The following is a 15,384-nucleotide window of genomic DNA, read 5'->3' as shown; positions in this document are numbered from 1 at the left end:
GTTGATGAGCGAGATAACTAAAATTTTTTGGATTTTTTTAAAATACATGAAGGTTGTGAGAGTATGTTTTGAAACATAAATGAACAATAGTTATGCAACAAATGTTTGGCGATCATACCTCCCTCTGGTCGTCTATTTTGTTGTGTCTAATATTTGTTCTGGAATTAATTATTAGTCAGATGGATGAGTAGTCGAGATATAATATTATTTTTTAGAATTTTATAAGGTATGTGTTCATTATTTTAGTTATTTATTCTGCATTGTTTGAATAAATTAAATTTTAATAGGGTTTTTCTAAAATAATATATTTTCTTTGTAAATGACTCTCAGAAATTAATTTGACAATGTTTTTTTTACGTTATATTTTTCACCACAAAATTTAATTTTTAATTGCTAAATGGAATAACGATAATTTAGTTGATTTTGAAGTGATTTCCTTGCTATTTGTCGTTTTTGGTAAGAGTTAAAGGTGTTAATAATTTGGCTGTTAAATAAAAACAATATGGCCGTCATTAATTAAACAGATAAAAGTAATACTAAGTTGATAGTTATTGGGATCTCTTTCAATAGCTATGGGATTTATTATGTGTTTATTTTTTATCTATCAGGTATTTGAAAAAGACCATCAGTTTAGTTATTAATCAAGTCAGGTGTTAATAAACGCTATTTCTAGCAATTAAGATTATTATGATAAGGATATTATATGAAAACGGGCTTATATTTTTCAGTCCGAGTCGGCAATTTGCCTGAGAGTACATTTGATGTGGTTGAGTTTAATTTGGATGAGGCGTTGTCTGAGTTATATACACTGAATTTAACCTTATCAAGTTTCGACGCGAATATAAATCTCAGTGAACAGTTATTACAAAAAGTGACTTTTACCGTTGACAGCAACGGGCAAAAACAACGGACGATTAACGGCATTGTTGCCGCCTTTAATCGTGGCGACAGCGGCTTTAAGCGGACGTTCTATTCTGTAGTTGTTAAGCCCTTGCTCTGGCAGTTAACACTAACTCAGGACAGCCGGATTTATCATTTTAAAAGCGTTCCCGATATTGTTGATGAGATTTTGCAGGACTTTGGTATTGCCTTTGATAAGCAACTGATGGACACGCATTCAGTGCGGGAATATACGGTCTGTAAGCGCGAATCTTACTTTGACTTTATATCCCGGTTAATGGCAGAAGAAGGTATCACTTTCTGGTTTGAAGAAGATAAGCTGTTTTACAGCGACAGCCGGCTGGGTATGAAGCTGGGACCGGAATTAATCTATAACGCGCAGCCGCAGCCTGCCACTAAAGAATCGGTTATCTCTCAGCTTACCTTTGGCGCGCAGATGCGACCAACCGAAATGAAGGTTAAAGATTACCGCTATTCTCATCCACTGGTAACTTTAGATGCCAAAAGCAAAACCACCAAAGATTTGCCGCTTTACTCCGTTTATGACAGCTATGGCCGTTATCACGATGAAGCAACGGCAAAGCAGTTTAGCCAGTATCGCTTAGAGGCATTACGGGCAGAAAGTGAGTCAGGTGAAGCGGTTAGTAACTGTATTGAGTTGATGCCCGGCCAGTTCTTTGAGATAAGTGAACATCCTTCTTCCGCCATGAATAACCGCTGGCAAATCGTCAGAATTCAACATCACGGTACGTTACCGCAGTCGTTAGGTAATGAAAGCGACGATAGGCCAGCCAGTTTAACTAACCGTTTCACTTTTATTCCCGCTAAAACTCAGTGGCGGCCGCAGTTTACCCATAAACCGCTTGCCGACGGTGACGAAATCGCTACCGTTGTCGGCCCGGAAGGGGAAGAAATCTACGTAAACGAAGACGGCGCGGTTAAGGTTCATTTCCACTGGAACTATTATGACCAGCCAGATGAAAACGCTTCCTGTTGGGTGCGTGTAGCACAAAACTGGAATGGTGACGGCTATGGTTTTTTAGCCACGCCGCGCATTGGTCAGGAAGTCATTATCTCCTATCTTAACGGTGATTTGGACAGGCCCGTCATCACGGGTACTGTTTATAACGGTTACAACCGACCGCCGCTGAGATTGCCCCAATCGAAAACGCAGATGTCAATTAAGTCCAAAACCCACAAAGGCGAAGGGTTTAACGAACTGCGTTTTGAGGATGAAAACGGTAAGCAACAAATCTTTATTCATGCCCAAAAAGATATGGACGTTCGGGTTCTGAACAGCAAAAGCGAGCGCATTGATTTTGACCGCACAACCAGCATTGGTAACGATGAACAGATTGCCGTTGCCAATAATATGACGTTAACCGTTGAGGGAATGCAGGAGCATAAAACAACGGGCAATTTTATTGAACTGGTGGAAGGCGATAAGAATCTTAGCGTTGAGGGTGATTTTGTTCAACACGTTAGCGGTTATGCCGGTATCAATGCTAATAATGACTTTGTGGTACAGAGTAAAGATAAATTAACGCTTCGGGTAGGTGGCAGTTTTATTACCATCGATGCCGGCGGTATAAAGATGTTCGCTCCCCGTATTGATTTAAATGAAGGTATACCTGCCGGATTTGTAGCACCGACCAATCCACAGGTTTTAAAAGTAGCCGCCGCTAACGGTACACCTTTTGTTTCGCATTGCCCTTATAAAGATAAAGCCGAGGCGCAGTTATGACAGAAAAACTGTATGCCATTATCGATGGTGCTGCTGAAGATGAGTTGTTACCGATGCTAAAAGCCTTTGACCCGCCAGTATCGTGCCTGTATGCCGAGCCTGTACAGGACGAGCTAGTTGCAATTGCGCCTTATCTGGTTCAGGTAACGGATGAGGTTAAACAGTGGCTAACGACGCGCGACAGCTTTTGGGGATTTTACTGCACCTCTGCGGCCAGTTTAAAAGAGCTTCGTCATCATTTGCGTAAGCATTTACAGGCCATGATTGAAGGCGAAGAAAAGGCGGTATTTTTTCGTTTTTATGACCCACGCAATATCTGGGTTTTATGCGATTTACTCACTGACTGGCAGCTTTACCACTTTTTAGGACCAATTAAGTCGATTACTACCGATATGGATGGTATTACCGTTACGAAAGACTTTAAAGAGCGGCGGGAACAGTTCCCGCACGATGCGATTTCACGAAAAAAAATGCTGACCTTTACTTTAGGGCAAATGGCGATATTTGAACGTCATTTGAGTGAAAGCTATATTCAAAAACTGGCCGCTGTCTTAAAGCGCTGGCATCACAAAGAGACGGTGGATTACCCACAGTTTGCCCACGATATATTTAATTACCTGCAATCGCTGGACATTACCGATGACCGAATTATCAGAGGGATAGGTAAGCTTTGTTTAACCAACCATTACTATTGTTTTGATGATATTCCCAACGGGATTAAATCACGCCTTGAAGCAAAAGAATTATCTGCGCTAATGAACGCTGAATTGTTGTTGGTTGAACAGTTTGGTTCAGTACCTTTATTGGATAAGTAATCTCGGTATTTTTTAAGCAATTTAAGTTTTATGATAAATCGATAAGGACATTGCTATGACAGTAGGAAAAGCCATCTGTAACTGTGAACAACCAGATACGTGCTTATGTATGGTAACAGTTGAAGCAGACGAAAAGACCTATATTTATCAACAACGGGGCTGGTTACCAAACATCTGCGTTCAGGATGAGGATGGTGACGGCGTTGATGTTAAAATCAATATTACACCAAAAGGCTGTGTCAGCGGGTTAAGTGACTGTCCGTCGGGTTTTTTACATCGCATTGACAGAAAAAAAGCTGAATATAAACTCGTTCATTCAACACCGCAGTCCTGTAATCTAAAATATGTTGATCCTTTAGACGGTGAACTTAAACTAAGCAGCAAATACAATATTGTCGCTATTATCCTGATGCTAATAAAGGATATGTATAGCGGCATTGATTACACCCGTTATCGTTTAATAGTCGATGAGTGTAAAGATCAGCAAAAAAGAACCACCGATTATTCTTATCAGAATATCTTACTGATGTTAGGCATTCCCAGCACCGTCAACTATATTACCGTATACCCCAAATACAGTATAAAGCTGGGCGTCGTTATTGGCACAGAAACGGCGGTTGAAAAACTGGATAAAGACGCCCGTCGTGGAATAATGCGTCAACACCACAAGAGTTCAGGTCATCGCGATAGCCATACTGGCTGGACTAAAAAAACGGGTTCACATTCAATTACTCGTGCATTAACTATTTCAGGGTTTAGCGAATACAACATAGGTAAACTTTCCATTAAGGCTGAAACTGACCAGTTAAAGAAGGAGTTTATTGAATATAAAAATAAGCTTTCTATTTTAAATCAGGCGGAAGCTGTAGTTTCAACGGTTGAGGATCTGTTTACGGCATCCGCACAAGATACCTCTCATCGTATTTTTGACTCCGAAATTTTACTACCTACTGCCATTGTAGCGGGCGGTGTTGAACTGGCTGTTAATAAAACTGACAGTAAACCTATGATGAGGGGTAAAGTCGATTTATCACTTGAACCATTAATAGGCGTTAAATTTAAAGTCGATCTTATTCAGGCATTTGCCGCAGCCTATGGCTTACAGTATATCGTATCTGCTACCAGAGATATGGCAGCGTATGGCAAAGATGCTGTCAAAAGAGGTGATAATGGTGCTTATGTTGAAGGAGCATTCGAGTTGTGGATAGAAGGTGCGATTGATGTAGGAGTATCGTTCTTTTATGACAATGAATCTAAATTTGATTTTAAACTTTTAGATAACATCGAAGGTAAGTTAGCTCTGGGAGGAGAAATATCTTTAGAGGTTGGAGGTAAATTGTTAAATATATCCTGCTATTTATCAGCAGGTGGTTCAATTGAAGCGGAAGGATGTTGTGGCTTAGAAAGAAGAGAAGCGGCAACCCCTACAGAGAGTGAAGGGTTAGACTTAGTATTTTACCATAATGGTGTTGTAGCCAAATTTATGGCCGATGCTGGTTTTGGAGAAAAAAAACAGGACGAAGATAGTACTACGACTATTAATGATAAGGGAGCTATAACTAATCAATCTAATACAAGTGTTCAGAAAAACAAAGATGGAAGTAAGTTGGTGGAATATATTTGGGAGATTGAACCACCAATTAAAAAAGAAGATTCAACTTACAAAGTAAGCATTTTTTAAATATGTCTAAGGAACCTTATGATGAAACAACGATTAAAGTATTTAATCAATTCAACAGTATCATTATTTCTATTTTTTTCAATGCAAGGAGCCTATTCAATGCAGCCTGTTAAATATGAGGTTAGGTATAAAGCTAATAATACAATATGTAACATCACGGTGAATGGTGCAAGAGCAATTGGAAATGATCACTTTAAAGGCCCAGTTATGGGAGGTTTAACTGTGTCTGCCTTTCTTGAAAATGGTACTAATACAGTGGCATTAGAAATGGCACCCTTTTCTGTGAATGAAGGTATTAATAAGTATGAACCTAATGCTTATTGTCAACTAACAGCTAGGAAAGTAAACCTTCATAAAGAAGGTAAAGACGAATTTGAACTATTTAAACTGATTGGTAGTGTAGATAAAGATCTTAAACCTACAGGATTGACTACTGCCGATTATGAAAAAAATCAGGTCAAAGAACAAGCCATCGCTGGCACCCCGTTTTACCAAGTAAGTAAGACGTTTCAAGTTAGCGGCCTATCTGAATGGAAATGGGTTAAAGCAACCCCATTTGAACCAACTGAAGTAAATATGGAGAAATTGCGTCAGGCTTATTTAGAAGTGTGGAATACGATCAATAGTGGCAACGAAAAGAAATTTCTGGAGTTGAGTCATATTTCATTTAGTGAAAAAGAAACTGCCACCAATTATCCAGGTTCTTGGTATAAATCGCTGGATTTAGATGATGATTTCAAAAATAGTATTGGAGCGATGCCAATTAATTGGGATGATTATAAACTCATCGTATTGAATAAAGGACGACTGGTTAAGCTTGAAGATAGTAAAGGTTTTTCACCTTTAGGTTTTAAAAACCAAAATGGTAAACGTATCTCAACTTACAACCCTTATTTTTCTCTGATTGACGGCAAGATGATTATTACACGGTAAATGGAAATAAAAGCCGGCCTTTGGCCGGCTTATAATTGTTAAGTTAAGGAAAATATAAATGCCAAAAGTCATTTTAGTCGGTGATATTGGAACGGGTCATAATGGTTATCATAAAAGTAAGGTAATCGAAGGCTCCTCAAATGTCACTATTAATAAGCGAAAAGTTGCTCGCGTTGGTGACGCTTTAGCGCCACATTCAGACGCCAACCATTTACCTCATACCAGAAGAATTGCAACAGGTTCCTCTTCAGTATTTATCAACGGAAAAGCAGTTGCTATAGAAGGCAGTAAGGTTGATTGTGGCGGTGTTTTAATTGCCACTGATGGTACAGTTAATATTGGTTGAACATGATAGGGTGCAATCATAAATATATTGAAAGGGATAAATAAAGTGGAAAAACGTTTTAAGCAATTGAGATTAGACATACTGGCTCATAATAAAATAACTGACAGTATGAGTCCTGCTTATCTGTATGCTTGGCAAGAGTCTGTTTTTCCATTTTTACATGATGAAGCTGCTACTTCGCTAATATTAAAATTCAATCTTAATATCTGAATTTTTTGTCATTGATATTATCTGTCGATTAAATGAGAAGACTGGATAATAAGGATAATCTTTGCCAGTTTGGTAAATATGCAATTGAGCTGAATTTCTTGGTTGAAATTTTTGTCCTAAAGCAAAAACAGTTATAGCTGGGGCAATACATAAAATATGAATATGCTCAGCTTTTAAATTGTCTTGGGCAAAGTTGATAGCTTCTTGATACTTAATTCTAAGTGAATCAAAGTCATTAATAGAGCCAAAAGGATTTTGTTGTGGCTCATCAGCAGTAATAGAAATACGAGGTAGATTAGCTATGCCTTCAGGAATTAATTTATCATTTAACTTAGCTGTAATTTCTAAAGTAAGAACTACTTCAGAATAATTATCTTGAGAACCACCTGTATTATGAGACCATGAAAAGCTAGTTACTGTCTCAGCCTTATTCCAACACCAAGTTCCTCCATCACGATTTCTATCTCTATGAAATAAAGTAATTGGTCTGGATTCTCCTATAATATGACCAGTTAGAAATAACATGGGAATATTACCTAATGGAAAAATCGCTACTTTTTGGTGTCTGCTAAGATTAGACGAGTCACTAGTGAAAAGGTTATGTAGTGTTTTTATTTCATGTTCATAAGTATTTAGAAAGTTAGACCAGTATATATCTGCTTTGTTTTCTAGTAATTCATGACCATTTTTTATATCGCCAATATAAGTTTGATGTGGGGTAATGCACGATGGCTGCAGTTTATGATCCAGCATTGCTTTTAAAATCTCATCACTACTAATACCACATGGAATTCCGGCAATATCGCTTAAAATGGCTAAGCTATTTGCTTCTTCGTATTTTAGAATTTTACTTAATAGTTCTCTTTGTCTTTTGCGTTTTTCTAACATTCTACGAAGAACATGCTTATCATAAAATTCAGGATCAACTTTATCTATAAGCCTATGATGTTTATCACATAAGAATAAAAAGTTCTGAGGGTCTGCAATTTCATCATTAGAAACCAACGGCTCACTTCTTGGCCCATTACCACTGGCACCAATGATATGGGCTAAATAACCATAGTTTCCATATTCTCCCTCTTTCCCCATAAAGAGAGGTTCAGCACAGCCATCAAATTCACAACAACCCATCGATCGTGAAAATATATAGTTAATTGCTCTTGATGTTAGTTTAGGTCTTTTATCGAAGAAGGTTTTTAATATTTTTTTTCTTTTTTCGGCAAAATTCGATAATACTGTCTCAATATTAGTGGATTCTTCATTTTCTAAGAACATTTGATCAATGGCAATCTCACTTCCCGTTAGTGGCCATATATCATTAGCATATTTACAGTAATGACTTTCTATATCTGCTTGCTTAACTATTTTTAGCAACAGTTTTAACGGATTGATTTTATCTGTTCGCTTACTTGGTTCCAGCTCTCCATGCAAAGCATTAGTTATAACGCTATCAATGAATAACACTATCCTATACCGCCAGCCATTATCTCTAGGATCGTATATAAAAATTAACTTCTTGCTACCATTACAACTCTTCCACGTTGTTAAGCTGCTAAAAAGTTCATCTGAACATTTAGCCTCAACTAAGATTTTATTACACATACCATCATCCATAACACAATATATAGTATTTAAAATTTACATTATACCTAATATATAGTATATTGGCACAATAAAAAAGAGGTTATTATGGTGAGGTTTTAAATATGTATCGTGTTGATTATCTTGATCTTGAAAATCGTGCTGAAACGCTGAAAGCCAAGAAGTCTGGCATTGGAATGGATGCGCTGACAGCCAACTTTTCTGAAAGTCGCTCTTTATTCGAATTACATAAAAAGTTAATAAGGGTTGATAATTTTATCGCAATCGATCAGGAGAAAGTAAAAGAAGCTGAGTCTTATTATCATAAAATTGCAAAAGCACTTTCAGGTAATTTGCCTTATACCGAAAGTGAAATAGATATACATACTCAAGGCTCAGCTAAAACGCGAACTTTAATTAGAATGCCAACCCGTGACTTATTTGATATTGATGCAATTTGTCAGATTGAATCGTATCAAACACCTAAAAGGTCTCCTCTTACTTTCTTTGAGCAAATTGGTGATACTCTTAAAGAAACTGGATATGAGGTTATAAGTAAAAAACGTTGTTGGCGTATATTGAAACCATCTTCTGGATTTTATATTGATTTAACGCCTGCAATACCTGTAAATTCCGAAATATCAGCTCAAAGGTTTAGTTATTTAGAAGCCTATAAAGATAGCGCTGTTTTAGTTGTAGACTGTTCTCTTCAGTGTTGGAAGTCCAGCAATCCAAAAGGGTTTGCCAAATGGATTGAACAACAAAACGAAGTTTCAAAATCCTTGGTACAAAGAATGGCTGTCTGTAATGATTCATTAAGCGAGTTTTCTGAAAGGAACGTCACTGCTAGCGTAGAGGATGTGCCTGATCAAACTATTTCACAAAATGATTTTTTGTTATTAGCTATTCGTCTTTTTAAAAGACATCGTGATATCAAAGTACGTGATAACTTGATTGATAAAGAATCTAAACCCATATCTGTTATTATTTCTACCCTTTTAGGCCAATGTATAGAAGCGTTAGTAAAAAATAATCGTACTTTTACATCATTACTCGATCTTTTACAGGATATTGCTTTTAAATTACCTCATCTGATTGATTTTGATAAAAACGGTTTACCTATCATTCCAAATCCGACTGCTTATGATGAAAATTTTGCAGATCGTTGGCCTGAGGATGGTGGTAAAAGACAAGAAACATTTGCAAGATGGATTAGCTTATTACAACGTGATCTTGACGAATTAGTAGCAAAAAAATCTAAAGAAAAATTAGATGAATTATTTGGAACAACTCAAATGATCCTCGCTGATGATAAAGCAAATAATAGTGGTGTTGGTTTGGGAATAGGGATAGGAATAACCAGTAGCAAGCCAACAACTAGCAGCGCACGAGTGCCAAAAGATGGGTTAGCCTAATATTAGTGTATGCGTACAGACAACTACAGTTGGCTAAAAACAGATGAACGTCTACTTTGGGATAGTAGGCGTATTGATGCTAGACGAAATCTTTTAATCCCTTTTATACCTTCCTTGTATAAACAGTTTTTTTTTAGCGCTGATCTTGTTATTTCTAATAATGAAATTATTGAGCCTTACATACAATTAAGTAAGGATGCCGTTTTAAAATATCCTCATGTTGAATATAATGGAAAAGTATGTTTGCAGACAGAGCCATATATCAATATAACAGCAAAAGAATTTATCAATCAGCTAATTGATTGTTTTTGTGGTAATTTCTTAAAAGAAATTATTCTAGGAACAATTCAAGATGATTTTTACGTTGAGCCAGAACATTATTGGGCCATCTATGTAAATAAGTTCGATAATCTGAATCGCCGCAAAAAAATTAGAGTAAACAAATTAAAAAATAAAATCTTCGGTCTTATTGATTATCCAAGTGAATTAATACTTTTAGATAAAAGAACTTCTCATTTTGTTGAATACAACTCTACGTTAATTGAGAAAAAGCAAATAATTGCGGGGACAGATTCGAATTATAAAACGAGTATTCTGAAAAACTATCGTAACACTCAGAAAAAATTAATGACTTTAGAAATTCCAATTAATATGAGCTATCAGCCTAAGAAATGGCCTAAAAATAAAAAAGAATTGTTTAACACTGTATCAATTTTCACTAGTGATAACTTGGCAAAAAAATATATTCAAGCTAACAGACTAATAATATTACGGGCACCAAATTGTAATTATGCTTATTTTATTCATGAAACCAATAAATTAATACCATTAGAATGTGATAAAGCTGACATAGAGTGGATATATGGACGCTATAAAAATAATAAAGTTATTACTAATCAAGGCAAAAAAATTGTTTGTTTCGGTGCCGGTTCTTTAGGTAGTCAAATTATTCCCTTATTGGTTAGAGAAGGTGTTAATGAGATTACCATTGTTGACCATGATAAATTTGATACACCTAACTTAAGCAGACATTTATTAGGCATGAACTCATTATATAAATATAAAGTTTCTGAGTTAAAAGTTTATATTAACCGCTATTTACCTACGTGCAATATTATAGATGAGCGTATTACAGCACAACGTTGGTTACAAAAGAACAAAAGTCTCTTAAATAAATTTGATCTTTTGATAGATCTTACTGGTAGTGAGAATGTAAGAAATATTTTGGATGAAGTACGAAAAGAATACTCCATACCATTAATCGCTGGTTGGATGGAACCATTTGTTACTGCTGCTCATGTCGTTTATTTCCCTAATGATAAATATTGGAGTTGTTGCGAAACAGACTTATGGGAAGAGATAGCTGCGTTCCAAGAATGGCCTGATAATTACTTACAAAATGAGCCAGGGTGTAGTAGTCGATTTCAGTCATATTCGGGAATCGAAACATTTAAAGCTGTCAGTATTATCGCCGAAGCTTGCATTGACTCTTTAAATTATAATCAGTCTTCATCCCATTCTCAAATAGAGGTTACCAGCTTAGTAAGAGGTGAGGATTTTTGTCTCAAGCAGGAATATAAGGCAAAGGAAAGAGCAAGTTGGGCACAAGTTCCTGAAGAACTTGATTGCATAATAATTAAAAGGCTATTTTAGATAATGATTAATAACCACTCTTATATCTTACCAGATAAGAAGACAAAAATTATTTTTTCAGAAAAAATTCTGACATATATGTTTTCTCTGGCACAAAACAAGCCATATATGACAGAGTCTGGAGGACAAATCTTTTGCAAAAATCCGGATGACGCTAACATTATCATTGATGAGATTACAGGTCCATACCCAACAGATAAAAGGTCTAGATATTCTTGGATCCCAGATGTGAAACAAATGTCTAATGATAGAGAGCTTTTATTTGGAAAAGGATTTTATATTGCAGGTCTCTGGCATACTCATCCTGAGTTAAAACCTAAGTCATCTTCAAAAGATAGAATGACAGGGCAAAAACATTTACAATTGCTAGATCCCGTATATAAAGGTTTTTTACTTATTACTATGGGAAATGGAGGTAAGTTTCCTATATTATCAGTAGAATATTTGGAACGTAAAAATTATCAATGGCATACTTTAATATCTAATTAAATATTAGATTTATAAATGCATAAAGTCATTTAAAATATAACCTTTTTTGTTGTAATTATTATATTGATATTTGATAACTAATAATTGGTGTTAATATTTATCAAATCCTTTGAATGTTAATATAGATTGATTAATTATGAATTCTTCTATAAGAATTTGCATAAAATAAAGATAATTTCGTTTGCTCACTTATAAATATTTAACTATGATAGTTTGGCATCGCAATTGGCACTTTGCGATGTTCAAGTTTTAAAAAGTTGTAGATATGTCAATGACTTAATGTTCAAGTATGGAGTACGTTTCCCGCTCCAATTCTAAGTTTACATATAGCCAAGTATAGCTATAACATCTTGAAATATATTGCTTTTATAGCCAATTTCACTTCTTATAAATCTACACACATCTACCTCCAACTACAGTTTTTTTGTACATTATTTTGTACATCAGAATTTTATGTTTGTACATCGAATCTATGTTATCTTCGTTACATTCATGGGCTTGTTAATCAAGGGTTTTTAAGTTTTTACCATGATAATAAGGAGGATATCTAATGGCCTTAACAGATGCTGTTGTTCGTCAAGCAAAACCCAAACAGAAATCATACACACTAAAAGATTTTGACGGGCTTTATCTCTTTATTGCACCCAATAACACAAAAAGCTGGCATTTTAGATACCAATTTAAAAATAAAGGCGTACGTATTTCCCTCGGTACTTACCCAGAACTTGGCTTAAGAGATGCTAGAATACTAAGATATTATGCCCATAGTATTTATAGGCATATATGACTAATCAGGGCAAATATGAGGTAATTGCCAAAAGGTTTTAATATCTTGACCAAAGCCTTCTTGAATAATTTGTATATTGAGTTTTTCTCTAGCAGTTCTAATTTGTTTTTCAGTAAAGCCATTGTCTTTCATTAGTTGTTTTACTTGATTACTGGGTAATTTGCCTTGTTGCAAAATGCTTTGTAATGTAGTGACTGGTTCAGTATGTGTTCTTTGGTCTAGTTTTTGTTCCAGTTGGCTTAATTGTCGTAATGCTTGTTTATTGACAGACTCTCCCCAATTAACACAGCTAGCACTAAAGCCTTCTGGTAAATCTACTTGTTTAAGGTGGTAATAAATCCCTATATTATCTTGCCCAATATTTGATTTAGCGATGGCCAATAGATGTTTATTTTCATCATGATCTTTAGCCGTTACCCAGACGATTCTAGGTAATGCTCCAAAAGCTAAAGAACCTGTTACACGCTCTAAAGGTGAACTGTGTTGGGTACCTTTAGAAAAATGCGTAATTCCTAAAATGGCACAATCAATTCTATTAGCAAAGTCTACTAATGGTTGTAATGAGCTTCTAACATCAGTTGATTCATGCATATCACCTTTAACCATAGATACAATGGGGTCAATAATCATTAAATCAACAAAACCAATGTCTTTTACTGTGTCTATTAATAAATGAATATCTGTGGCAGGATCAAAAGGTTCTATTTGCCCCGTTAAATGATTTTTTCTGCCTTGAATAATATGGATAGTTTTTGTATTAGCCTGTAAAGCAAGAAGTCTAGGTAATAATGTATCATTTAAATCATCCTCGGCTGACCAGATAAGTATTTGTCCGTGTTGCTGACAACAAAATCCATCAGGAAATGTCCCTGCTTTACTTATAGTTGCTGCAATAGCTAAAGCCAAGGTAGTTTTACCTGTGCCTGCTTGACCGCTTAAAATATGTAATTTACCTCTGGCTAAATAGTTAGGCCATATCCATCTGATACTCTGTGGTGTTACTGTTGAGGCATTAACTAGTAATGCTTTATAAATAGATGAGTTATTATCATTATCTGTTACTGAAACAGAAGTATTATTAGCTAAAGGAGTCAATGATTTTTTATGCCACATCACTAATGCTTGTAAATAACTTATAAAATCGTTCTTTGACAAGTTAGTTCCAGCTATCAATTGTTGATGAGCAATCTCTATTATATAGTTTATTTTTTCCTTTTCTTGATGAGTTATCTTTTTATGGTTCAGTTGCTTTAATAAATCAACCAATGATCGTTCATTATCAGTATCTAAAAAATCTAAATGATCACAATTATTCATATGTATTTTATATCCTATATATAAAATTAATAATCAATACTTTGTTTGTATAAAATGATTAATACATTTAGTTGCCTCCTTACATTGGAGACAACTAAATGTTGTTAGATAATTAGCTAAAACTAACGCTTAAGCTGATTTCGATTATTAATTTGATCTGCAATCCATTGCTGAACCTCGTTATACTCCCAAAAACTACTACTCCCTACCTTAATACATTGAGGAAACTTATCCTTTTTTATATAAAGATAAATAGTTGGTCTAGCTAATCCCGTTAACTCCATTACAGTTGGTAATTTAATAAGACGGCGTTCTTCTTTGTTATTCATAAAAACTCCAAATAAAAAAATAAAATGAATATAGCTTTGAATAAACCTTTCAATAGCCGTCAATAAATCTATATAAAGTAAATAGGGTTTTGACTAGTTAAATAAAAATTGGTCATTTTTATTTAGCTTCCTCTTTTTATTTTTGAAGACTAGAAAAATTATTTTACGCAGTGACAGTATTTTGTATTTTCTGGTAGTCAATAGGTATAGAGAAATATTTTAAGTGATAGGTCAGTGATAGGCTTATTTTTATCTGATTTTATTGAAATATTTTGATATATAAAGCACTTGCAATAAGTGCTTTACATCTATTTGTTTATATATAAAATTAAAAACATGAATCGTTATCGTTGATAACATCATGCCCAGATAGCTATAACCTTAAAGGCTATGTATCCATGTATGGATAGGTTAACCCAAAAGTCAGTTAAGCATACGGCAGGCACTGACGATTACCGTAAACGGTAATAGTATGTTTCTTTTAAATACAAACAAGTTAATGCCATTATGGTTGTTTACTGTTACTTAATATAAATATCTGTCATGACGACTAGATATTGTGGAGTTTATGTATATTGCTCAGTTATTAGCGCTTGATCCTTTTAAGGCACTCAAACAACTTACAATAAAACATAAGCCTCTTACCTCTGCTAAATAGCCATGACCAAGAAACAACAACCTGATTACTATAAAATCATTCCACAACATTTATTAGCCGATGCTGACGCACTCATAAATTACATACGTTATTTTCCCTATTAGTTTCCAACTAAATGTCCTCATTGTGAGTACGGTAGCTTTAAACAATTAACAACTAGAAATGTTGTAGATGAACCTCGTTTTCAGTGTTATTTTTGTAAAAAAGAATTTAGCCAATTGACTGGGACTTACTTTGCACGTATGACTCGTATGGAGTTATGGCCTGATTTTATTATGTATTGACTGGTAGGGTTGCCTATTAAAAAGATTCATCAGCAACTGAATATTTCGCAACATGCTTGTATTGTTAGAGAAAGAAGATTAAACCAAATGATGCAAGACCTTTTTCCTAAGCTTTACCAGTGGTGGAAACCGCATCATGATTATACTGATCACACACTAACAGCCGAAATTACCCAAGAGCAGAAAGTTATTGTCAATTGGGTTAAAGAGCGTATAAACCAGCAGACAGCAACCTGTCCTCA

At 35.1% G+C, this 15,384-nt stretch carries 12 protein-coding genes; 9 read left to right on the top strand and 3 right to left on the bottom strand.

Annotated features, from left to right (window positions below; all coding sequences use genetic code 11):
- The first annotated feature begins 703 nt into the window (after positions 1-703).
- The 5 genes from JHT90_RS01930 to JHT90_RS01910 are packed head-to-tail and all read left to right on the top strand — an operon-like array spanning position 704 to position 6,419.
- A complete protein-coding gene (locus JHT90_RS01930) occupies positions 704-2,644 on the top strand; it encodes a type VI secretion system Vgr family protein (protein ID WP_201093449.1) in 1,941 nt (646 codons plus the stop codon).
- Entirely contained in the window at positions 2,641-3,459 is an 819-nt protein-coding gene (locus JHT90_RS01925) for a DUF4123 domain-containing protein (RefSeq protein WP_201093447.1), read from the top strand. The genes JHT90_RS01930 and JHT90_RS01925 overlap by 4 nt, the downstream gene beginning before the upstream one ends.
- A gap of 55 nt (positions 3,460-3,514) precedes the next feature.
- Positions 3,515-5,140, top strand: a complete 1,626-nt coding sequence (locus JHT90_RS01920; protein ID WP_201093444.1) for a hypothetical protein — start codon at positions 3,515-3,517, stop codon at positions 5,138-5,140.
- An 18-nt stretch (positions 5,141-5,158) separates the two neighbouring features.
- Positions 5,159-6,073, top strand: coding sequence for a hypothetical protein (locus JHT90_RS01915; protein ID WP_201093443.1), 915 nt, complete (start codon positions 5,159-5,161; stop codon positions 6,071-6,073).
- Between the two features lie 58 nt (positions 6,074-6,131).
- Entirely contained in the window at positions 6,132-6,419 is a 288-nt protein-coding gene (locus tag JHT90_RS01910) for a PAAR domain-containing protein (protein WP_201093441.1), read from the top strand.
- A gap of 186 nt (positions 6,420-6,605) precedes the next feature.
- Here the strand turns inward: JHT90_RS01910 and JHT90_RS01905 are convergent, their stop codons facing one another.
- Positions 6,606-8,231, bottom strand: coding sequence for an SAVED domain-containing protein (locus tag JHT90_RS01905; RefSeq protein ID WP_201093439.1), 1,626 nt, complete (start codon positions 8,229-8,231; stop codon positions 6,606-6,608).
- 104 nt (positions 8,232-8,335) lie between these two features.
- On the opposite strand from JHT90_RS01905, the gene JHT90_RS01900 reads away from it, so the two are divergent.
- The 4 genes from JHT90_RS01900 to JHT90_RS01885 all read left to right on the top strand — a co-directional run bounded on the left by JHT90_RS01900 (position 8,336) and on the right by JHT90_RS01885 (position 12,554).
- The gene (locus JHT90_RS01900) at positions 8,336-9,625 is read left to right on the top strand and encodes a nucleotidyltransferase domain-containing protein (protein WP_201093437.1); all 1,290 of its coding nucleotides are present in this window, start codon (positions 8,336-8,338) and stop codon (positions 9,623-9,625) included.
- A gap of 9 nt (positions 9,626-9,634) precedes the next feature.
- Positions 9,635-11,278, top strand: coding sequence for a ThiF family adenylyltransferase (locus JHT90_RS01895; protein ID WP_201093435.1), 1,644 nt, complete (start codon positions 9,635-9,637; stop codon positions 11,276-11,278).
- A gap of 3 nt (positions 11,279-11,281) precedes the next feature.
- Entirely contained in the window at positions 11,282-11,767 is a 486-nt protein-coding gene (locus JHT90_RS01890) for an MPN domain-containing protein (protein WP_201093433.1), read from the top strand.
- A 550-nt stretch (positions 11,768-12,317) separates the two neighbouring features.
- Positions 12,318-12,554: an Arm DNA-binding domain-containing protein gene (locus JHT90_RS01885; RefSeq protein WP_201093431.1), complete on the top strand. Its 237-nt coding sequence runs from the start codon at positions 12,318-12,320 to the stop codon at positions 12,552-12,554.
- Here the strand turns inward: JHT90_RS01885 and JHT90_RS01880 are convergent, their stop codons facing one another.
- Together JHT90_RS01880 and JHT90_RS01875 are read right to left on the bottom strand one after the other, a co-directional pair.
- Positions 12,555-13,871 (bottom strand): AAA family ATPase, encoded by a 1,317-nt coding sequence (locus JHT90_RS01880; RefSeq protein ID WP_201093429.1) that lies wholly within the window; start codon positions 13,869-13,871, stop codon positions 12,555-12,557.
- A 122-nt stretch (positions 13,872-13,993) separates the two neighbouring features.
- Positions 13,994-14,200: a helix-turn-helix transcriptional regulator gene (locus JHT90_RS01875; RefSeq protein ID WP_201093427.1), complete on the bottom strand. Its 207-nt coding sequence runs from the start codon at positions 14,198-14,200 to the stop codon at positions 13,994-13,996.
- Positions 14,201-15,384: the final 1,184 nt, after the last annotated feature.

Origin of the sequence: Entomomonas asaccharolytica (genome assembly GCF_016653615.1) — a bacterium.
Lineage (GTDB): Bacteria > Pseudomonadota > Gammaproteobacteria > Pseudomonadales > Pseudomonadaceae > Entomomonas > Entomomonas asaccharolytica.
The sequence above is the reverse complement of the archived record's forward strand: the minus strand, read 5'-3'. Positions and strand labels throughout refer to the sequence as shown.

Excerpts from the sequence above, each read along its gene's own strand:
- JHT90_RS01900 (WP_201093437.1), top strand. The coding sequence starts at position 8,336 with ATGTATCGTGTTGATTATCTTGATCTTGAAAATCGTGCTGAAACGCTG.
- JHT90_RS01880 (WP_201093429.1), bottom strand. The coding sequence starts at position 13,871 with ATGAATAATTGTGATCATTTAGATTTTTTAGATACTGATAATGAACGA.
- JHT90_RS01890 (WP_201093433.1), top strand. The coding sequence starts at position 11,282 with ATGATTAATAACCACTCTTATATCTTACCAGATAAGAAGACAAAAATT.
- JHT90_RS01875 (WP_201093427.1), bottom strand. The coding sequence starts at position 14,200 with ATGAATAACAAAGAAGAACGCCGTCTTATTAAATTACCAACTGTAATG.
- JHT90_RS01930 (WP_201093449.1), top strand. The coding sequence starts at position 704 with ATGAAAACGGGCTTATATTTTTCAGTCCGAGTCGGCAATTTGCCTGAG.
- JHT90_RS01920 (WP_201093444.1), top strand. The coding sequence starts at position 3,515 with ATGACAGTAGGAAAAGCCATCTGTAACTGTGAACAACCAGATACGTGC.
- JHT90_RS01925 (WP_201093447.1), top strand. The coding sequence starts at position 2,641 with ATGACAGAAAAACTGTATGCCATTATCGATGGTGCTGCTGAAGATGAG.
- JHT90_RS01885 (WP_201093431.1), top strand. The coding sequence starts at position 12,318 with ATGGCCTTAACAGATGCTGTTGTTCGTCAAGCAAAACCCAAACAGAAA.
- JHT90_RS01895 (WP_201093435.1), top strand. The coding sequence starts at position 9,635 with ATGCGTACAGACAACTACAGTTGGCTAAAAACAGATGAACGTCTACTT.
- JHT90_RS01915 (WP_201093443.1), top strand. The coding sequence starts at position 5,159 with ATGATGAAACAACGATTAAAGTATTTAATCAATTCAACAGTATCATTA.
- JHT90_RS01905 (WP_201093439.1), bottom strand. The coding sequence starts at position 8,231 with ATGTGTAATAAAATCTTAGTTGAGGCTAAATGTTCAGATGAACTTTTT.
- JHT90_RS01910 (WP_201093441.1), top strand. The coding sequence starts at position 6,132 with ATGCCAAAAGTCATTTTAGTCGGTGATATTGGAACGGGTCATAATGGT.